This is a genomic window from Georgenia subflava, from assembly GCF_009193155.1.
Classification (GTDB): Bacteria; Actinomycetota; Actinomycetes; order Actinomycetales; family Actinomycetaceae; genus Georgenia; species Georgenia subflava.
Window position 1 is genome coordinate 1,206,715 of sequence record NZ_VUKD01000001.1, and the last position, 16,937, is coordinate 1,223,651.

A 16,937-nucleotide genomic window follows, 5' to 3' on the forward strand; every position below is an offset into this window, starting at 1 on the left:
CGCATCCCGCCACGGCGAACTAGGGGTGCCGGGCTGCTCAGCGTCAGTACTTACCTCGAGGCATGCAATGAAGGAGCACCCATGGCAAGGCACGCGATGACTGACTCGCCAATCGGAACGCTGACGATCGTCGGGGACGAGGACGGCGCCGTCGTGGCTGTCTACATGGCAGAGCACCGCAACATGCCCGACCCGCGGACCTTCGGTGACCGCGACGACACCACCTTCCCGGATGCCAGGCGCCAGCTCGCGGAGTACTTCGCCGGGCGGCGCAAGGCCTTCGACCTGCCTCTCCGGCCCGTCGGCAACGACTTCCAGCGCAGGGTGTGGGACGCACTGACCCGCATCCCGTACGGCGAGACCCGCACCTACGGACAGCTCGCTACAGCCCTCGGCCTCAGCGGACAGGCCGTCCGAGCAGTAGGGACGGCGAACGGCAAGAACCCGCTGAGCATCATCGTCCCCTGCCACCGCGTGATCGGGGCCGATGGCCACCTGCGGGGCTATGCGGGCGGTCTCGAACGCAAACGGTTCCTACTCGACCTCGAGCGCCCGGACGGCGCGGCGCTCTTCTGATGTGGAACGGCCTGTCAAGTGGGCAGGGCTTGGCGCGTAATTGCTCTGTTTCGGGCGCGCAGAGGCTTCGGGTCGAGGGCGGCTGGCCGGCGATGCGACCTGCGGTCAGAGCTGGGTGGAGCCGCCGGTCAGACGTGCGTGCGCCCGGCAGGGTCGATCTCGACGCGCTTGCCCCGGCGCCCGAGCAGCAGGCCGAGGGCCGTCATGCCGACCCCGAGTGCGAGGTGCAGCCAGTTGTCGGCGGTGTTGAGCGGGACGAAGTTCGCGGCAGAGTCGTGGTCGATCACCAGGCCGTAGATCCACAGGGCCAGGTACACGATCCCGCCGACGACGAGGTACGCCTTGGCGCTGCGGGAGCTCCGCGCCGCCGCCAGCCCGACGACACCGAAGAGCAGGTGCACCACGTTGTGCAGGATCGAGACCTGGAAGATCCCCAGCAGCATGGCCTCGGAGTGGTGGCCGGCGAGCTGAAGCGTGTCGTAGTCGGTGGTCACACCGGGGATGAACCCCAGGATGCCGACGAGCAGGAAGACGGCCCCCACGACCGCTGCGGCGATCTGCAGCAGCGACCGGGGTCGGTCGGGATGGTGGTGCGCGAGAGTCGGGTCAGACATGGCAGCCTCCGCCTGTGTTGGTGCCCATCCGGTCGAGAACGTCGTCAGGCCGAGAACGCCGTCAAGTCGAGAGCGTCGTCCTCGACCTCCTCACCAGGCTAGGCCTGTGACGACGGCGCGCCACACGACGGCGTCGTCAGGCGGCGCGCCACACGACGACGTCGTCAGGCGGTGCGCTGGACGACGACGTCGCCGCTGACGGTCCGCGCGCGGAGCAGCAGGGCGTCGTCTCCGGGCCCAGGCTCTGCCCCGGGCTCGAGCGTCGACCGCAGCGTGCCCGAGACGGTGCTGCAGTCGAGCAGGACGGCGGTGCCCTCGAGCACGCGCACGCTGACGTCGCCGGACGCCGTCTTCGCCTCGATCTCGCCGCGGACGGCACGGCGGATTACGACATCCCCGGACGCCGTCCGAACCACGGCCCGCCCGGAGAGCTCCTTGACGAGCAGGTCCCCGGATCCGGATGCGCCCTCGAGGTCGGCGGCGGAGCCGACCACCACGTCGCCCGACCCGGACCGCGTACGCAGGAAGCGCCGGGCAGCTCCGACGGTCGCGTCGCCGGAACCGGTCACAAGCTGGCCGGTGCCGAGTGACGCCACGGTGACATCACCCGACCCCGTGGTGACCTCGACCTCCTCCGCCTCCGCGAGGTCGACGTCCCCGGACCCGGTGCGCAGCTGCGCGCCGGAGAGGGCGCCGGAGGTGGACACGTCGCCCGAGCCGGACCTGACGTCCAGCTCGGACCCGGTCGGCACCGTGATCGTGATGCGCAGCCGCGCGCTCGAGCCGAAGAGCCTCGAGCGCGACGGCGGCACCTCGATCCGGAGCACGTTCCCGGCGAGCTCGACCAGTGTCTGCTCCGCCAGGGACTGTCCCTCCGTGTCCGACCGGGTGGGGTCCAGACGGACCGCCACCCGGTCGACGTCGGCCGCGGTGAGCACCAGGTCGCTCGACCGGACAGCAGCCTGGACACGGACGGTCCCGGCGACGGGGAAGTCGTACTCGGTCATCTCCGGCTCCCGATGCTCAGAGGGTGTCGGCGCCAGTGCGCCGGCGGGTGGGCGCGAACGGCGTGGTACGCCGGCGCGCCGGGCTGACGCGGCGGTTGTGGACCGCCTCGGCCTCGCGGATGAGGTCCCGCGAGCGGACCTCGTGCAGCTCCAGCCACTGGTCCATCAGCTCTTCCTCCTCTCCGGGTTGCGGGTGCGCCACGCGCGGTGCGTGCGGCGCTCGTTGAGCATCTCTTCCATCGGCACACGCAGAGATCGTGCGGCGAAGGCGTCAAGAGTGCTGGGATCCATGACGGTTGCCTCTCTCAACGGACCCAGCCGGACATGTGCCGGCCGGTCCTGGTGAAGTTCTCGGTGACAGGTGCCTGACCTGGGCCGGTCAGTGCCTGCTGTGCGGCTCGGACGAGCCACGTGTTGACGGAGACGCCTTCTGCTGCGGCTGCCTGGTCGACCTGGCCCTTCAGCCCCTCGGGCAGCCGGAGCGAGATGCGGGCGGTGCTGCCGTCCTCGTCCGGTGCCGGGGGAGCGGGCGGGGCAGGAGGTGCCGGTGGCGCCTCCCCACCCCGCGGCCGCTGCTGGACGACGACCTCGGGGACGCCGCCACGCAGGCGGATCTCCACGACGTCTCCGTCGAGCTGGACCGTGACCTCCGCGGCGATGTCCGACACCAGCTCCATCAGCCCGAGCCGCATGGCGGGCTCGAGCGTCTGGGCCAGCCGCTCGGCCGCCTCCTGCACCTCGGCGGACGAGGTGCGCGTCGCGGTGGCGAGCGCCTGCTGCAGACCTGCGAGGTACGGGTTGAGATCCATGACATCAGCGTGGCATCACGATGACATCATGTCAACATCAATCCGACGCCGCCCTCGAGGTCTCCGGGATGTCGGTCAGCGCGTTCCGTCAGAGCGCGTTGGTCGGGCAGTGGCCCGGCGCGAAGGTCGAGCCGCTGGTGGTGCGGGTCCGACGTCCGGCCCGGCCGCGCACGACGATCTGGAACTCGTCGTGCGGGACGCCCAGGTAGCGGGCGGTGAATGTTTCGAGGTTGGGATCCATGACGGTGCCCCCCTTCCGGTCGGCGTCATCCGGCAGGCGTGTGCCTGCGGAGATCGGTGAGTCGTGCGGTGCTGGTGCTGTGCAGGCTCAGCGGTCAGACGTCGCGTCAAGGACGCGGTTCGTCATCTGGGCCTGGGAGCTCCGCAGCCGTGCTGCGGAGGGGCGGTCGCGACGTCGTCGCCGGTGGACCGCCGGTCAGTCAGCTGCGCCGGCCGCCGCAGAGAGCGGCGAGTGCGGGCACGACCCCGAAGGATCCACCGACCACGACGGCACGGCCACGGACGCCGGCGTCGATGGCCGGGATGATGGCGGTGCGCGTGGTGGACATGGAGATATCCGACCACGGGGTCGACGAGCCGTGCAACGGATTTAATCGGGAGTCTTCTCTGAGGCTCACCGCGCCGGGAGAGGCGGGCTCGGCGCGCACCGTGAGCGAGCGCTCACGGTCGTCGAGGGCGTGTTCACGGGTGTCGATCCGGTGGCGCGAGCACGACCGTTCCTGGGCTGCGAGCCTCCCCTCCGAGGGGTAGGAAGGAGGGGGCGGGCCGGCCTTCGGACCCGTCGGAGCGAGGGGAGGGCGCATGAGCGCGACGTCGAGCGAGGTGCTGGCGGGCTGGCCCGAGGAGTCTCGAGAGGCCGCCCAGCTGGTGGTGGACAAGTACGGCGAGCCGAACGAGGTGATGCCGAGCTATCTCCTCTGGCACCGGCCGGGCCCGTGGAAGCGCATGGTGGCGTCCAAGTCGTTCGACGACCACCAGTTCCCGGCGCCCCACAACGACAGCGTGACGTCGGTGCTCGACTACCGGGTGCCGCCGGAGCGCGTCTCCGATCTCGCCCAGTTCGACGGGAGCGTCGTGGTCGACCGCACGCGCGGCGAGATCTCGGCCCGCTGCCACGACGAGGAGGCGAACAACCTCGCGCTGAACCTCGCGCACGACGTCGTCACGGGCGCACGCAGCGTCGGGGACGCTCGCGCCTACTATGCCGAGGAGTTCGCGGGCTACCGGCGCGGCGATCCGACTCCATACATGGACGCGCTGCGCATCGAGTCCGGCACCGGCACCGCCGACCCGGACGAGAGGGTGCTGTCCGACGCCGAGCTCGAGCAGGCTGCCGAGGAGGGCAAGCAGAAGAACGGTTCGTAGGGCGGCCCCGGCCTCGCGGCCGGTGCCTCTAGCCGAGCCAGGTCGGCTCGACGGTGATCTCCCACGGGTGCCGCTCGAACGTGCGCCACCACGTCTCGGCACCGGGTGGCAGCCGGTCCGCCGGAACCTGCCCGACGGCGGCCCGTAGCCGACGCTTGAGGTCGCCGAGCTCGCTGAGGTCACGCGGAGGCGGGTCGTCGGCATCCGGGCTGCCCGCCGTGGGGCTGCTGGCCGTCGCCTCGCTCGCTGGCCTGGCGCCGCCGGCCGTCGCCGCATCCGTTGCCGGGGAGCCGGAGGCCGATGCCCTCACGCTCGCAGTGGCCGCTGCCCCGGCTGGTGCGGCGTCGGGCGCGAGCAGGTCGGTCTCGAGCTGCCAGATCTCCCGCCGGAGCCCGACGATGTCGCGGGTGAGCTGCTCCTCTGCGGGCTTCGCGCGCTGCACCGCCTCGGCCGCGCGCAGGTAGCCGTAGTCCATCGAGATGGCGGTCAGGCCGGGGTCGACGGTCAGTGCGTCGTGGACGTCGAGGTCGGGGGCGATGACGACGGCGCCGACGTTGCGGGCATAGGCGACCTCGTCCCGCAGGCCCTCGTCCGACATGATGCCGGCGGTGCTGCGCAGCACGATCGAGAGCAGGTCCTTGTGGGCATAGCTCTCCTGCCGTGGCAGGCCCTTGGCGGAGGCGACGACGGCGTAGCACCGGTCCACGCCCAGGTGCTCGACCGCGACCTCGACCGGCAGGGTCTCGCGCACCCCGCCGTCGACGTAGGTCTCCCTCCCGAGCGCGACCGGTGGGAAGACGGCCGGGATGGCGCAGGACGCTCGGATGGCGTCGACCAGGTCCACCGGCTCCTCGTCGACCGGCCGGTTGTCGCGGTCCACCAGCGCGCCGGTCTCCGTGACGTACCGCAGCTCGCCAGACTCCAGGCTCACGACGGCGACCCGTAGCGTCACGCCGGACGTCGCCACCCGCTCGGGCACGAAGACGCGCGGGTCGAGGAGGTACTCGACGATCGGTCCGGGCCGGTACATCGAGCGCGCGTTCTCCGCCCCGCGGAGGATGACCTCGATGTCGGGCCGGGCACGTCCCACCTCGCGCAGGGCGGTGAGGATCTCGACGACGCCGATCGGGTTCCAGGTGCTGCCCGCCGTCGGTTCCTCGGCGGCGACGGCGTCCGGTGCGGTCTCGTCCGACTCCGGCGCGGTGCCGGTCCGGTCCGGCGTCCGCTCTTCCCGGTCCGGTGCAACCCTGAACCGGCTACCTGCCCTCTCGGTCCCGCCCGGCGTCGACCGTGTTCCGTCCGGCGACGCCTCGGAGCTGCCTGTCGGCTGCTCAGCCATCACCTCGGGGCTGTCCGCCGTCTGCTCCGCCATCACCTCGGGGCTGTCCGTCGTCGTCGGGCGTCTGCCGTTCGTGCCTGCCTTACGGACGGACTCGCGCAGTGGCGCCAGCCGTTGCGTGGTGAGGTTCGCGACCCGCGCGAAGGACCGTCCCAGCGGCCGTTGGCGCTGCTGGCGGCGGGAGAGCACCTCGAGCCAACCTGGACCGCGCTCGCGGAGCCGTGCGAACCAGTCGAGCTCGGTGAACATCTCTGAGCTGGCGTCCATGCCGAGCCAGATGCGCTCGAGCTCGGCGAGCGCAGCCCGCTGACCGTCGTGGTCCGCGGCCTGGGCGAGGACCGAGCCGAGGATCGAGCCGGCGGAGGTGCCCGTGATCACCTGCGGGGTGATGTCCGCCCGGTCGTAGAGGTAGCGGAGCGCGCCGATCTGGAAGCTCGAGCGCGAGCCGCCGCCGCTGAGGACCAGGCCGGTGGTCCTGGGCTCCGGCTCGAGCATCTGGCGCAGCTTCGACCGCACGTCTATCGAGCGCATGGGCCCCACCCTAGGTCGGTCACCCCGGGCCCGCCGACGCCGGACAGAGATGGGCGAGCTGGGCGGGATGGAGCTGACGGTGTGTTGGTCGCACGTGTGGTGGATGGCGCCGGGGGCGGCCCCGCCCGGTGAAACCGTACGTGGTGGACGAGCACGCCTGCTGCAGCATGCGTGGTCGTCCACGGCATGCGGTTTCGAGCGAGAACGGCTGCCGCGGGCGGGGAGAACGGCTGCCGCCGGCCCGCCGACGTGGAGCAGAGGCCGGCGGCCGCACGCCCTCCGCGTGCGGCCCGCCGGCCTCGGGTGTGCCACCCGTGGTGGCGGTTCAGTGCGCCGGCGCGAGGTCCAGCGCGGACTCGGCGACGGCGATGACGGACCAGACGCGGCCGTCCTCGGAGGTCAGCTCGTAGGCGGGGACCAGCAGGGCCGCACCCGACGGGGTGACGTGCTGGGCGAGCCCCAGCCGGGCCTCGCCGATCGTGACCTCTTCCACCGGCCACGGCACGGGGGTGCCGGCCGCGGGCGGTGCCGGGGGCTCGTCAGTCGGCCCCTGGACGGCCACGTCGCCACGCATCGGTCCGGCTATCCCGTCCGCGGCCAGGGTGGTGAAGCCACCGAGGCTGCCGAACCGCGGGTCGTTCAGTCGGGTGACTGCCTCCTGCGCGCTGACGACGGGCTGCAGGCCGAGCTCGGTCAGCGGCGCGAGCGGACCGTTGGCGGACTGGACGCCGGCTGCGGTGAGGTTCACCCACCAGGTGAGACCGGTGCGCTGGCTCCCTACCAGCTGGTGTGCGGTGACCGACGTCATCGGCGTGATCTCGTCCGCGTGGACCTCGTACTCGTAGGCAGCGGCGTCCAGGCCGAGGTCCGCCAGAAGAGTGCGAACCTGCTCGACCGCCGCGTCACCGACGGGGGCGGGGCCGAGGTCGACCGTCCGGCACTCGCCCTCGGCCGACGCCCCGACGTCACCCTCGGCCGGCCCCGAGACTGCCGCATCTCCGTCGGCAGGTGCCGGCAGCACCTCCATGCAATGGAACGGGTCCGCTGACGAGTTGTAGAAGTTCAGGCTGGTGAACCCGTCCGAGAAGACCGTCAGGCTGGGGGCCGTCCCGTCCTGGGGGCCGACCTGCCAAGCGCCACCGGTGAGCTGCGGCTCGCCCTCGACGCCGAGCACCTCTGCAGCCTCGGCGGCCCGCCCGGCCGTGAAGCTCTGGGTGGGGTCGAACGCCCACGTGATGATCGAGGCGGTGTCCTCGCTGAGCCCCACCCCGCGGAAGGTGGTCCGGCCGAACGTCGCCGGCCAGGTCATCGACACGTCTGAGGCGTAGGCCTCCTGCGAGCCGCGGAAAGGCTGGGCGCCGCTGATCCCGCCGGAGCCGTCCGCCCCGACGCCGGAGCCCAGGCTGATGGGTGGCGCAGCGCTCGGTGCCGGCTCGGCCGTGCCCCTGCCCAGGTCGAAACCGGCAACCCCCACGACCGCCGCGGCCGCCGCGACGGCGGCCACGCTCATCCACCGCCTGCGCCGGTCGCGCGCCGCGTCCAGCTCCGTCACGGTCGCCGTCGTGCCCCCCGGAACCGTCGTGCCCCCCGCAACAACCGGCGGGATATCGATCTCGTCCGGGTCGGCGGCGATGCGGGCGTCGACCTTCTCGCGCAAGCGGTGCAGGTCGGTGAAGGAGCGGGCGGCCGGGTCCGCGGCTCGCAACCGGTCGAGCAGGACGTTCTCGACCCCGTCGGTGTGCTCGTTCATGGTCTCCTCCTACGCTCGGCGACCCGGACAGGTCGCGGCGGCGAGTGCTTCTGGTCTGTCTGTGTCGCAGACGAGCAGGATCTTGCGGCGGCGGCCCGGGTCTTGCGCCGCGGGGTGGGTCGCAGGGGTACGGGACCTTGCCGCGGCGGCCCGCGTCTTGCGCCGCGCGGCGGGTCGGAGCGGTGCAGGATCTTGCCGCGGCGGCTGGAAGGGCCGCTACGCCTGGGACCACGCCAGCGCGAGGCGCGCCCGTGCTCGGGAGAGGGCGGCGTCGGCCCCGCCACGCGAGATGCCCAGCACCGCGGCGAGGTCGTCACCGCCCAGGCCTTCCCAGGCGTGCAGCAGCAGGATGCGTCGGTCGCGGGGGCTCAGCCCGGACAGTGCGCCACGGACCAGCTCGTCGGTGACGACGGCGTCTGCCGGGTCCGCGTCGTCGCCCTCCTCCGGGAGCACCTCGAGAGCGACGTCGGACTTCTTGCGCCGGTGGTTGGCCAGCACGAAGCCCGCGGTCCGGTAAAGCCAGGGCAGCTCCGCGCCGTCCGGCACGTCTGCGCGCCGTCGCCACGCGATCGTCAGGACCTCGGCGGCGAGGTCCTCGGCATCCTGGGGAGCGCGGCGCAGCAGGTAGCGGTGCACGGCCCGGGCGTGCGCGCGGAAGAGCGCGTCGAACCACGCGTCATCGTGCTCGGCCACGTCCGCTCCCTCGCCGTCCCAGTGCCCCTGACTGTCCTGTGTGCCGTGTGCTCCTCATCTTGCACGCGCCATCCAGCCAATTCTCAGGAACCAGGATTCGCGAGGGCTACGTCCTTGCCGCCCGGCGTGCGACGAGCGCCTCGACGCCGTCGAGCAGGAGGTCGAGACCGAACCGGAAGTCGGCGTCCTGGACCCACTCCTCGCCACCGGCGAAGACCCCGGAGGCGACGACACGGCTCAGCGTCGGGTAGTGCTCGGCGTCCAGCAGCTCGGTGAGCAGGGCGCCGTAGTCGTCGACCGTGCCGAGACCGTCCGGACCCCGCGCGGCGGCCGCGGCGGTCAGGCTGTGGGTCAGGAGGGCGTCGCTGTTGGCGTACCCGGTCAGCGTCGTGGCGATGCTGATCTTCTCGCCGTCGTCCAGCAGCGTGTCCGCCATCGCCGCCAGTGCGCGGTCGAGCCAGTGCATGCTCCGCGGGCCGACCGGTGGTGCCGTGCGCGCGACGTGCAGCATCCAGGGGTGCGCCAGGAGCATGTCGCGGTTCGCGCGGGTCCACACGGCGAGGTACTCGCGCCACCCGGCGTCGCCGAGCGGCGGCGGCCCGGCGGGCACGGCGTCCAGCATGGCGGTGAGGAGCTCGCTCTTGCTGCCGACGTACCGGTAGAGCGACATCGTGGCCACGCCGAGACGCGCGGCGACGGCGCCCATGGAGACGCCGGACAACCCCTCCTCGTCGGCGATGGCGATCGCTGCCGCGGTGATCTGCTCCAGCGTGAGGCTCGGCCGGGGACCTCGGCGGCTGGGCTGCTCACGTCCCCACATCCGGGCGACGACGGGCGGCAGGCCGCGTTCGTCAGGCATCGGTCTCCAATCCTCTTGACCGCACCCTAAAACTGCGTATCTAATACATGCAACAGCGTGCGCGATACACAGTAAGGCGTACGTAGATCCAGATCGGAGGCATGTGATGACCGGACCGGCGATCCTGGCCGACCAGCTGACCAAGTCGTTCGGGGACAACCGTGTGCTCGACGGCATCGACCTGCGGGTGCCGACCGGCTCCCTCCTCGCCCTGCTGGGACCGAACGGCTCCGGCAAGACCACAACGGTTCGCATCCTGACGACGCTCCTCGGCGCCGACAGCGGCACGGCCCAGGTCGCCGGGCTCGACGTCGCCCGCCAGGGTGCCGCCGTACGCCGTCGGATCGGCCTGACCGCTCAGCAGGCCACGGTGGACGACCTCCTCACCGGGCGCGAGAACCTCGAGCTCTTCGCGGGCCTCTACCACCTGCCTCGGGACCAGGCCCGGCGGCGGGCCGGTGAGCTGCTCGAGCGCTTCGGCCTGAGCGGCGCGGCCGGACGCCGGGTGTCGGGCTACTCCGGCGGGATGCGCCGTCGTCTCGACCTCGCGGCATCCATGGTGGCCGCCCCGCAGATCCTCTTCCTCGACGAACCCACCACGGGGCTCGACCCGCGCAGCCGCACCGAGCTGTGGTCGGTGATCCGCGAGCTGCTGGCCGCGGGGACCACGATCCTGCTCACCACGCAGTACCTGGAGGAGGCGGACCAGCTCGCGGACCGCATCGCCGTCATCCACGGCGGTCGGATCGTCGCCGACGACACCCCGGCCGCGCTCAAGCAGCGGGTGGGCAGCGAGCGGCTCGTCCTCACGCTGCCGACCGCTGCGGACGTCGAGAGGGCGGGCCTGGTGCTCGAGCGCACCTCGAGTGGGTTCCGCGGCACGAGCGACGGCGCTGCCCACCACCGGGCCCCTGGCAACGCCGTCCGGGGCACCGACAGGGGTCTCGACGGCGGTCCCGGCGCCGGCGGAGTCCTCGACGGCGCCGGTCGCGACGGCGGCGCGAGCGACGACGGCGGCCCGCACCTCGATCCCGCCGCCCGGCGGGTCACCCTGGCGATCCAGGGCCCGGACCACCTGCGACTGACGCTGCAGCGACTGCACGACGAGGGGATCGCGGTGCAGACGGTGGACCTGCGGACCCCGACCCTGGACGACGTCTTCTTCGAGCTCACGGAGGCAGCAGCATGAGCACCGCTACCCTCACCCACACGCCGGCACCCGCCGCGCCGGCGACCCGGACCAGCTCGGTCCACGACCTCCGGCTGCTCGTCGGCCGGGCCCTGCGGCGCGACTCCCGCATGCTCGACGCGATGATCGTCAACGTCGTGCTGCCCGTCGCGATCATGATCACGTTCGTCTACGTCTTCGGCGGGGCGATCGACACCGGCACCGGGGGCCTGCCGTACATCGACTTCGTCGTGCCGGCGGTGATGCTGATGTCCGGCGGCTACGGGGCGGCGGCCACCGCCGCGGCCATCACTGAGGACATGACCGGCGGGATGATCGACCGGTTCCGCACGCTGCCCGTCGCGAGCTGGACCGTCCCGGCGAGCCACGTCGTCGCCTCGCTCGCACGCAACCTCGCCACCACCGGGATCGCCCTGGCCGTCGCGTTCGCCCTGGGGTTCCGTCCGGACGCCACGGTGCTCGACTGGCTCCTGGTCGTGGTCGTCGTCGCCGCCTACATCCTGACGGTGTCCGCGATGGCGGTGGTCTGGGGGCTGCTGGTCAGGTCGGTCCAGGCGGCCAGCGCGTTCTCCTTCGCCGTGCTGTTCGTGCCGTACGTGTCGGACGCCTTCGTGCCGGTGGAGTCGATGCCGGCGGTGCTGCGCGCGTTCGCCGAGCACCAGCCGACGACGCCGCTGGTCGAGACGCTCCGCTCGCTCCTGCTCGACCTGCCCCTGGGTGACGCGGGCTGGTGGACAGCGGCCTGGCTCGCGCTCGGCACCGTCGTCGCCGTGCCGGCAGCCGCGGTGCTCTTCCGCCGCCGGACGGCGCGCTGAGCCGCTGCCGAGCGGGCGGGCTGCCCGCGCCGTCCGAGGTGCGGTCAGCCCTCCTGGCCGGCCGTGACACGCACGGAGTGCGCGACGACGTCGGCGAGCTGACCGGTCCGGCTCAGCACCTCGCGCTGCCGGCTCGCCCCGTTCCCCCGGGTCAGCACGGCATCGACCCGTTCGGTCACGAGCTCCTCGTCGCCGAAGACCGCCAGGGCCGGACGGAGGTACGCCACGAGGTCGGCCAGCACCTGCCCGGCCGGGCGAGGACGACCGGTCAGCGGTTCCAGGAGCTGCCCGGACACGCCGTCCCGCGCGGCCTGCCACATCGCGACCCGCAGCATCGCGGCCGGCACGGGGGCCGGCGGCTCGCCGGCCGCCCACTCGCGGGCCGCCGTCTCCACGAGCGCCCGGCCCAGCGCCGCGACGAGAACGGCATCCGCGGCGTCCAGGCACACGTCCGCCGCCCGGATCTCCACCGTGGGGTAGCGGTGCGAGGCGCGGGCGTCGAAGTACACCATCGCGGTGTCGAGCGGGACGCCGGTGGCGACGAGGTCGGCGACCATCGCGTCGTAGACCTCGGCCGAGCCGAAGATCTCGGTCGGCCCGGCCGTCGGCCACCGGACCTGCAGCTGCGAGCGGTAGCTGTCGTAGGACGAGTCCTGCCCCTGCCAGAACGGGGAGTTGGCACTGAGCGCCAGCAGGAGCGGCAGACGCACGCGGATGCGGTCCAGCACCGCCACGGCCTCCTCGTGGGAGTCGACGGCGACGTGGACGTGACACCCGCAGGTGAGGTTCTCCGTCGCCGTGAGGCCGAAGTGCTCGGTCATCGCCCGGTAGCGGGGGGTGGCGACCGCGCGCGGCTCGACCGGCAGGGGACAGGTCGCCAGCGCGGCGACCCGCGCACCCACCTGCCGGGCGGCGTCGATCGCCGTGCGCCGCCAGCCGCGCAGCTCGTCCTCGAGCGCGCCGAGTTCGGTGTGCGGGCGGGTGTCGGTCTCGATCTGCTGCTGCTGGAGCTCCTTGTCGAGGATCCCGCCCGGTGACTCGGCAGTCGGCGCGCCCGCACCCACCGACGCGGTCGCACCCGCCTCGGCGATCTCGGCCGCGGTCGCGGCAGCACGCGCGAGAACCCGCCCGGCGACGGACAGCGCCCGCCCGCTACCGCTCTCGACGAGCAGCAGCTCCTCCTCGACCCCCACCGTCCGCATCGGGCAAGTGTGGATCAGCTCCCGCCGGTCGGCACGTGGCGCAGCAGGAAGTCCCGCACGAGCGAGGCCGTCGCGTCCGGCCGCTCGAGGCTCGGCAGATGGCCAACGCCGGCGAGACGGACGCGCTCCGCGCCGGGCACCGCCGCGGCCACCCGGTCGGCGACCCCGGCGAAATCGGAAAGGTCGAGGTCGCCGCTGACGGCGAGCGTGGGTGCGGTGACGTCCGCGAGGTCCACGTCCGCGTCGTCCGCCTCGACGGCACCCTCGACCAGCTGGAGCTCGAACGCCCGCTGCTGCATCTCGGTCACGAGCGTCCGCGCGGCGTCGTCCGCCTCGGGTCCGAGCCACGACGAGACGTTCAGCGCGACGGCGCCCGCGACGTCGCCGTCGTCCAGGAGCTCTCCCTCCGCGCGCCAGCGCCCCCGCAGCTCCGCCGACGGCTCGAGACCGGGCGCCGCCGGGCACAGCAGCACGAGGGCCAGCACCCGGTGCGGCCACCGGGCGGCGAGCTGCAGGGCCACGGAGCCGCCGGCCGAGGCGCCCACGAGCGCGAACCGTCCGAGCCCGAGGCGGTCCACCAGGTCGCGCACGTCCGCCGCCTCGTCGTACGGGGTGGTCGCGGCCGGCGTGCCGCCGTACCCGCGCAGGTCCGGGCAGAGCACCCGGTAGCCGGCGGCGGCCAGCACGTCCCGCTGGTGCTCCCACATCCGTCGGTCCGCGACGCCGGCGTGCAGGAGGACGACGCCGGGCCCGGAGCCGGTGATCTCGTGGTCGAGCAGCATGCCCGAACGGTAGGGGCACCGAGGCGCGCGCACCAGGGACGCCGACGAGAGCCGCGTCGTCGGTGCGGCTGACGGATCGGTGACGGTTCGGTGCTCCTGGTGCACCAGATCCTCACCGATGTCCCGGCCGACGCCGGATCACCGGGTGATGCCCCCAACACGGGGCCGCCCGCCGCGGACGGTCATAGGCTGAGAACCACCGCACGAGGGAGGCTCGCCATGTCGCTACCACCCCAGCCCCCGCCCCGTCGGCCGCACGACCCGCACTTCGAGGACCCCGTGCTGCTGGAGGAGGACGAGACGGTCCCACCCAGGCCCGAGGAGGAGGCCGCCGACCTGCTGCGCGCCGAGCCCGACCCGCACTGACGAGGTCAGCCGGCCAAGACCCCGGCGACGACGTCGTCCTGGCCTACTCGATCTGGCGGTCCACCCGGAAGGTCGCGCCGCGCACCTGCTCGTGCAGCCGGTCGAGGACGGCGGCGTGCTCGCGGGCCTGGTCGGCGAGCGCGGCGAAGCGCTCGCGCGGCAGACCGAGCTCGGGAGCGAGCTCCGTCAGCGTCTGCCAGACGCCCAGCTTACCCACGACCGCAGAGCGCATCAGCTCGATCTCGAGCTGGACGCTCATGGGGGAGCGGCTCGTCAGCCGCCCGTTGAGCTTGAGCCGCCCGACGTGCTCGCCCACCCAGGCGGCGGCCTGGCGGTGGGGCCGCCGGTGCAGGCCGAGGGTGGTGAAGAGCTGCTCCAGGAGCTCGCGCTCGGCGGCGATGTCGCGTGCGAGACGCTCCAGGTCGGGGGCGAGGCTGGTGTCCGCGTAGGCCTGGGCCATCCGCCGGACACGGCTCAGCCCGGCGGTCGCGCCCGTGAGGTGGTCGGACAGGTACAGGCCGAGCAGGTCGCGCTCGATCGTCGCGGGCACGTGCGCGCCACCGGGGATGCTGTCCTCGTCGTAGGACGGCGGCGCGGCGTCGGCCGGCCAGCGCCGTCGGGGCCGCATCGGCCCGCTGGCGTGCCCGGCCCCGGCGGCCATGCCCTCCATCAGCTCGCGCAGCGTCTCCTCCGCGTCGTGGACGGGTGCCCAGCCGAGCTCGGTGCGCGCTCGCGTGGTGTCCATCAGCGGCGCACCCATGCCCATGTCGAGCCAGCCGGGGTCGGTGGGCACCAGCCGGCCCTGCCAGGCCAGGGACAGCAGCGGGCGCAGCGCCTTCGGCGGGATCTCGACCAGGCGTCCGTGGTCCGCGATGCGCGCCAGGTCGGGCCCGGTGAGCACGGGGTCGGTCGCGACGTTGAAGGCCCCCGACGCGCGCCGGAGGACCACGCGGAGATAGGCGTCGGCGATGTCGTCGGCGTGCACGACCTGCAGACGCAGACCGGTCGGCAGCGGCAGGACGGGGAGGCGCCCCGGACGCAGCAGAGCCGGTGGGACGAGGGCACCGACGAAGTAGCGGACGATCTCGGCGCCGGCGTCGTCCTGGAAGATCAGCGCGGGACGCACGCGCGCGACCGTGACGTCGGGGTGCGCGGCCTCGAAGGCGTCCAGCACCCGCTCCTGGTCAGCCTTGTCAACGCTGTAGTGGGAGGTCGGCACCCCGGTGGTCGACCACGTCTCGTCACGAGGGATGTCGTCGTCGACTGGGGTGTAGGCGCCCACCGACGAGGCGACCACGAGGTGCGGGACCCCGGCTCGGGCGCACGCCTCGGCCACCCGGGCGGTGCCGTCCACGTTGGTCCGGCGCATGATGTCGCGCTCGTGGTTCGGCTGGATCAGCCAGGCCAGGTGGATGACGGCGTCCGCGCCGCGCAGCGCGTCGATCAGCCGCGTCAGGAGGCTCTCCTCGTCGGCGTCGTCCTGCGTCTGCTCGCCGACGTCCAGGTCCACCCAGTCGGCGACGTCGTACGGCGGCTCGTCCGTGTCCGGCTCGCGGCGCGCGAGACCGACCACGGAGGTGATGGCGGGCTCGTTGGCGAGGGCTCGCATGATCGCGGTCCCCGCGTTGCCGGAGCCGCCGACGACGACGACCCTCATGGCGCCGGGGTGGGCGACGGCGGCACGTGCGGTGCGGCTGTCGTGCCCGTCGTGCCGGTCGTGCCATTCGTGCCATTCGTGCCACTCGTGCCACTCGTGCCAGGTGTGCCCGTCGTGGTAGCGGCGGCTGTGGTGCCGGTGGCGGACGCCGCGCCGGACGTCGGCAGCGTGGGGTCGAGGACGACCTTGATGGCGCCGTCCTGCTTCTTCTGGAACTTCGAGTAGGCGCCGGGTGCGTCCTCGAGCGGCAGCCGGTGGGTGCGCAGGTCCAGCACGCCGAGCGGGTCGGCGGTGTCGGAGACGAGGGGGAGGACGTCGTCGATCCAGCGCTTGACGTTGGCCTGCCCCATCCGGAGGGTGACCTGCTTGTCGAAGAGCGTGAGCATCGGCATGGGGTCGGCAGCGCCGCCGTAGACGCCCGAGAGGGAGATGGTGCCGCCGCGGCGGACCACCTGGACCGCGGCGTGCAGGGCGGCGAGCCGGTCGACACCGGCGTGCTTGAAGACGGGGCGCGCGATGACGTCGGGCAGCAGCCCGGCGGCGGCCTGGACCCCCTTGGCGACCGGCGAGCCGTGCGCCTCCATCCCCACGGCGTCGATCACCGAGTCCGTCCCCCGCCCGTCGGTGAGGTCGCGTACGGCGGTGGCCAGGTCGTCCACGTCGCGCAGGTCGATCGTCTCGATGCCGTGGCGGCGGGCCATCGCGAGGCGTTCGGGGACGCGGTCGACGGCGATCACCCGGCCGGCGCCGCGATGCTTGGCGATGCGGCTGCTCATCTGGCCGATCGGGCCGAGACCGAGGACGGTGACGGAGCCGCCGGGTGGGATGTCGGCGTACTCGACGGCCTGCCAGGAGGTGGGGACCACGTCAGAGAGGTAGAGGTAGCGCTCGTCCGGCTCGCCGTCGTCGGGCACGGGGATCGGGCCGAAGTGGGCCTGCGGGACCCGCAGGTACTCCGCCTGCCCGCCCGGGACCTGGCCGTAGAGCTTGGTGTAGCCGAGCAGCGAGGCGCCGGAGTCGTGCTCGCGGACCTGGGTGGTCTCGCACTGCGTGTGCAGCCCCTTCGTGCACATCCAGCACGAGCCGCAGGCGATCACGAAGGGGATGACGACGCGGTCGCCGGGCCGGATGTGGCTGACCTCGGCGCCGACCTCCTCGACGATGCCCATCGGCTCGTGGCCGAGGACGTCGCCGGCGTCGAGGAATGGAGCGAGCACCGTGTACAGGTGCAGGTCCGAGCCGCAGATGGCGGTCGACGTGATCCGCACGATCGCGTCCGTGGGGTCCTTCAGCACGGGGTCCGGGACGTTCTCCACCCGGACGTCCTCCTTGCCCTGCCAGGTCACTGCGCGCACAGGTCCT

The 16,937-nt window shown here is 72.9% G+C and carries 20 protein-coding genes; 5 read left to right on the forward strand and 15 right to left on the reverse strand.

Annotated elements, in window-relative coordinates; translation table 11 throughout:
* The first annotated feature begins 96 nt into the window (after positions 1 to 96).
* A complete protein-coding gene (locus GD748_RS05470) occupies positions 97 to 576 on the forward strand; it encodes a methylated-DNA--[protein]-cysteine S-methyltransferase (RefSeq protein ID WP_264372469.1) in 480 nt (159 codons plus the stop codon).
* 128 nt (positions 577 to 704) lie between these two features.
* Here GD748_RS05470 and GD748_RS05475 read toward each other — a convergent pair whose 3' ends face one another.
* The 7 genes from GD748_RS05475 to GD748_RS20125 form a co-directional block, all read right to left on the reverse strand.
* Positions 705 to 1,190, reverse strand: coding sequence for a DUF4383 domain-containing protein (locus tag GD748_RS05475; protein ID WP_193312822.1), 486 nt, complete (start codon positions 1,188 to 1,190; stop codon positions 705 to 707).
* A 164-nt stretch (positions 1,191 to 1,354) separates the two neighbouring features.
* Positions 1,355 to 2,197 (reverse strand): DUF4097 family beta strand repeat-containing protein, encoded by an 843-nt coding sequence (locus GD748_RS05480; protein WP_152194119.1) that lies wholly within the window; start codon positions 2,195 to 2,197, stop codon positions 1,355 to 1,357.
* A 16-nt stretch (positions 2,198 to 2,213) separates the two neighbouring features.
* Positions 2,214 to 2,363, reverse strand: a complete 150-nt coding sequence (locus GD748_RS19420; RefSeq protein WP_193312823.1) for a hypothetical protein — start codon at positions 2,361 to 2,363, stop codon at positions 2,214 to 2,216.
* Positions 2,363 to 2,488, reverse strand: a complete 126-nt coding sequence (locus tag GD748_RS20120) for a hypothetical protein (RefSeq protein WP_264372470.1) — start codon at positions 2,486 to 2,488, stop codon at positions 2,363 to 2,365. Before GD748_RS20120 ends, GD748_RS19420 begins: the two co-directional genes overlap by 1 nt.
* Positions 2,489 to 2,502: 14 nt before the next feature.
* Positions 2,503 to 3,006 (reverse strand): hypothetical protein, encoded by a 504-nt coding sequence (locus GD748_RS05485; protein ID WP_152194120.1) that lies wholly within the window; start codon positions 3,004 to 3,006, stop codon positions 2,503 to 2,505.
* 88 nt (positions 3,007 to 3,094) lie between these two features.
* Positions 3,095 to 3,247 (reverse strand): hypothetical protein, encoded by a 153-nt coding sequence (locus tag GD748_RS19425; protein ID WP_193312824.1) that lies wholly within the window; start codon positions 3,245 to 3,247, stop codon positions 3,095 to 3,097.
* A 199-nt stretch (positions 3,248 to 3,446) separates the two neighbouring features.
* Positions 3,447 to 3,575, reverse strand: coding sequence for a hypothetical protein (locus GD748_RS20125; RefSeq protein ID WP_264372471.1), 129 nt, complete (start codon positions 3,573 to 3,575; stop codon positions 3,447 to 3,449).
* A gap of 253 nt (positions 3,576 to 3,828) precedes the next feature.
* Here GD748_RS20125 and GD748_RS05490 point away from each other — a divergent pair, with 253 nt between their 5' ends.
* On the forward strand, positions 3,829 to 4,392 hold the full coding sequence (locus tag GD748_RS05490; protein ID WP_152194121.1) for a hypothetical protein: 564 nt from the start codon (positions 3,829 to 3,831) through the stop codon (positions 4,390 to 4,392).
* Between the two features lie 28 nt (positions 4,393 to 4,420).
* On the opposite strand, the gene GD748_RS05495 is transcribed toward GD748_RS05490, so the two are convergent.
* The 4 genes from GD748_RS05495 to GD748_RS05510 form a co-directional block, all read right to left on the reverse strand.
* The gene (locus GD748_RS05495; protein ID WP_152194122.1) at positions 4,421 to 6,262 is read right to left on the reverse strand and encodes a patatin-like phospholipase family protein; all 1,842 of its coding nucleotides are present in this window, start codon (positions 6,260 to 6,262) and stop codon (positions 4,421 to 4,423) included.
* Between the two features lie 325 nt (positions 6,263 to 6,587).
* A complete protein-coding gene (locus GD748_RS05500; RefSeq protein WP_152194123.1) occupies positions 6,588 to 8,012 on the reverse strand; it encodes a hypothetical protein in 1,425 nt (474 codons plus the stop codon).
* Positions 8,013 to 8,228: 216 nt separating this feature from the next.
* Positions 8,229 to 8,705 carry an RNA polymerase sigma factor gene (locus GD748_RS05505; RefSeq protein ID WP_152194124.1) on the reverse strand — a complete coding sequence of 159 codons (477 nt, stop codon included), beginning with the start codon at positions 8,703 to 8,705 and terminating at the stop codon, positions 8,229 to 8,231.
* Positions 8,706 to 8,811: 106 nt separating this feature from the next.
* On the reverse strand, positions 8,812 to 9,564 hold the full coding sequence (locus GD748_RS05510; RefSeq protein ID WP_152194125.1) for a TetR/AcrR family transcriptional regulator: 753 nt from the start codon (positions 9,562 to 9,564) through the stop codon (positions 8,812 to 8,814).
* 106 nt (positions 9,565 to 9,670) lie between these two features.
* Between GD748_RS05510 and GD748_RS05515 the strand changes: the two genes are divergently transcribed.
* Both GD748_RS05515 and GD748_RS05520 read left to right on the forward strand, forming a co-directional pair.
* Complete coding sequence (locus GD748_RS05515) at positions 9,671 to 10,753, forward strand: ATP-binding cassette domain-containing protein (RefSeq protein WP_152194126.1); 1,083 nt, start codon at positions 9,671 to 9,673, stop codon at positions 10,751 to 10,753.
* On the forward strand, positions 10,750 to 11,568 hold the full coding sequence (locus GD748_RS05520) for an ABC transporter permease (RefSeq protein WP_152194127.1): 819 nt from the start codon (positions 10,750 to 10,752) through the stop codon (positions 11,566 to 11,568). The genes GD748_RS05515 and GD748_RS05520 overlap by 4 nt, the downstream gene beginning before the upstream one ends.
* A 44-nt stretch (positions 11,569 to 11,612) precedes the next feature.
* On the opposite strand, the gene GD748_RS05525 is transcribed toward GD748_RS05520, so the two are convergent.
* Both GD748_RS05525 and GD748_RS05530 read right to left on the reverse strand, forming a co-directional pair.
* Complete coding sequence (locus GD748_RS05525; protein WP_152194128.1) at positions 11,613 to 12,770, reverse strand: glutamate--cysteine ligase; 1,158 nt, start codon at positions 12,768 to 12,770, stop codon at positions 11,613 to 11,615.
* Positions 12,771 to 12,784: 14 nt separating this feature from the next.
* Positions 12,785 to 13,552 (reverse strand): alpha/beta fold hydrolase, encoded by a 768-nt coding sequence (locus tag GD748_RS05530; protein ID WP_152194129.1) that lies wholly within the window; start codon positions 13,550 to 13,552, stop codon positions 12,785 to 12,787.
* A gap of 219 nt (positions 13,553 to 13,771) precedes the next feature.
* Between GD748_RS05530 and GD748_RS19430 the strand changes: the two genes are divergently transcribed.
* The gene (locus GD748_RS19430; RefSeq protein WP_193312825.1) at positions 13,772 to 13,918 is read left to right on the forward strand and encodes a hypothetical protein; all 147 of its coding nucleotides are present in this window, start codon (positions 13,772 to 13,774) and stop codon (positions 13,916 to 13,918) included.
* Between the two features lie 43 nt (positions 13,919 to 13,961).
* Here GD748_RS19430 and GD748_RS05535 read toward each other — a convergent pair whose 3' ends face one another.
* Together GD748_RS05535 and GD748_RS05540 are read right to left on the reverse strand one after the other, a co-directional pair.
* Positions 13,962 to 15,575: an NAD-dependent epimerase/dehydratase family protein gene (locus GD748_RS05535; RefSeq protein WP_152194130.1), complete on the reverse strand. Its 1,614-nt coding sequence runs from the start codon at positions 15,573 to 15,575 to the stop codon at positions 13,962 to 13,964.
* A complete protein-coding gene (locus tag GD748_RS05540) occupies positions 15,572 to 16,930 on the reverse strand; it encodes a zinc-dependent alcohol dehydrogenase (protein ID WP_193312826.1) in 1,359 nt (452 codons plus the stop codon). Before GD748_RS05540 ends, GD748_RS05535 begins: the two co-directional genes overlap by 4 nt.
* Positions 16,931 to 16,937 lie beyond the last annotated feature (7 nt).

What these genes read in the sequence shown, in the direction of transcription:
- GD748_RS05500 (WP_152194123.1), bottom strand. Translation starts at nt 8,012, where the DNA reads ATGAACGAGCACACCGACGGGGTCGAGAACGTCCTGCTCGACCGGTTG.
- GD748_RS20125 (WP_264372471.1), bottom strand. Translation starts at nt 3,575, where the DNA reads ATGTCCACCACGCGCACCGCCATCATCCCGGCCATCGACGCCGGCGTC.
- GD748_RS05525 (WP_152194128.1), bottom strand. Translation starts at nt 12,770, where the DNA reads ATGCGGACGGTGGGGGTCGAGGAGGAGCTGCTGCTCGTCGAGAGCGGT.
- GD748_RS19430 (WP_193312825.1), top strand. Translation starts at nt 13,772, where the DNA reads ATGTCGCTACCACCCCAGCCCCCGCCCCGTCGGCCGCACGACCCGCAC.
- GD748_RS05485 (WP_152194120.1), bottom strand. Translation starts at nt 3,006, where the DNA reads ATGGATCTCAACCCGTACCTCGCAGGTCTGCAGCAGGCGCTCGCCACC.
- GD748_RS05480 (WP_152194119.1), bottom strand. Translation starts at nt 2,197, where the DNA reads ATGACCGAGTACGACTTCCCCGTCGCCGGGACCGTCCGTGTCCAGGCT.
- GD748_RS05515 (WP_152194126.1), top strand. Translation starts at nt 9,671, where the DNA reads ATGACCGGACCGGCGATCCTGGCCGACCAGCTGACCAAGTCGTTCGGG.
- GD748_RS05475 (WP_193312822.1), bottom strand. Translation starts at nt 1,190, where the DNA reads ATGTCTGACCCGACTCTCGCGCACCACCATCCCGACCGACCCCGGTCG.
- GD748_RS19420 (WP_193312823.1), bottom strand. Translation starts at nt 2,363, where the DNA reads ATGGACCAGTGGCTGGAGCTGCACGAGGTCCGCTCGCGGGACCTCATC.
- GD748_RS05530 (WP_152194129.1), bottom strand. Translation starts at nt 13,552, where the DNA reads ATGCTGCTCGACCACGAGATCACCGGCTCCGGGCCCGGCGTCGTCCTC.
- GD748_RS05535 (WP_152194130.1), bottom strand. Translation starts at nt 15,575, where the DNA reads ATGAGGGTCGTCGTCGTCGGCGGCTCCGGCAACGCGGGGACCGCGATC.
- GD748_RS05490 (WP_152194121.1), top strand. Translation starts at nt 3,829, where the DNA reads ATGAGCGCGACGTCGAGCGAGGTGCTGGCGGGCTGGCCCGAGGAGTCT.
- GD748_RS05495 (WP_152194122.1), bottom strand. Translation starts at nt 6,262, where the DNA reads ATGCGCTCGATAGACGTGCGGTCGAAGCTGCGCCAGATGCTCGAGCCG.
- GD748_RS05470 (WP_264372469.1), top strand. Translation starts at nt 97, where the DNA reads ATGACTGACTCGCCAATCGGAACGCTGACGATCGTCGGGGACGAGGAC.
- GD748_RS20120 (WP_264372470.1), bottom strand. Translation starts at nt 2,488, where the DNA reads ATGGATCCCAGCACTCTTGACGCCTTCGCCGCACGATCTCTGCGTGTG.
- GD748_RS05510 (WP_152194125.1), bottom strand. Translation starts at nt 9,564, where the DNA reads ATGCCTGACGAACGCGGCCTGCCGCCCGTCGTCGCCCGGATGTGGGGA.
- GD748_RS19425 (WP_193312824.1), bottom strand. Translation starts at nt 3,247, where the DNA reads ATGGATCCCAACCTCGAAACATTCACCGCCCGCTACCTGGGCGTCCCG.
- GD748_RS05520 (WP_152194127.1), top strand. Translation starts at nt 10,750, where the DNA reads ATGAGCACCGCTACCCTCACCCACACGCCGGCACCCGCCGCGCCGGCG.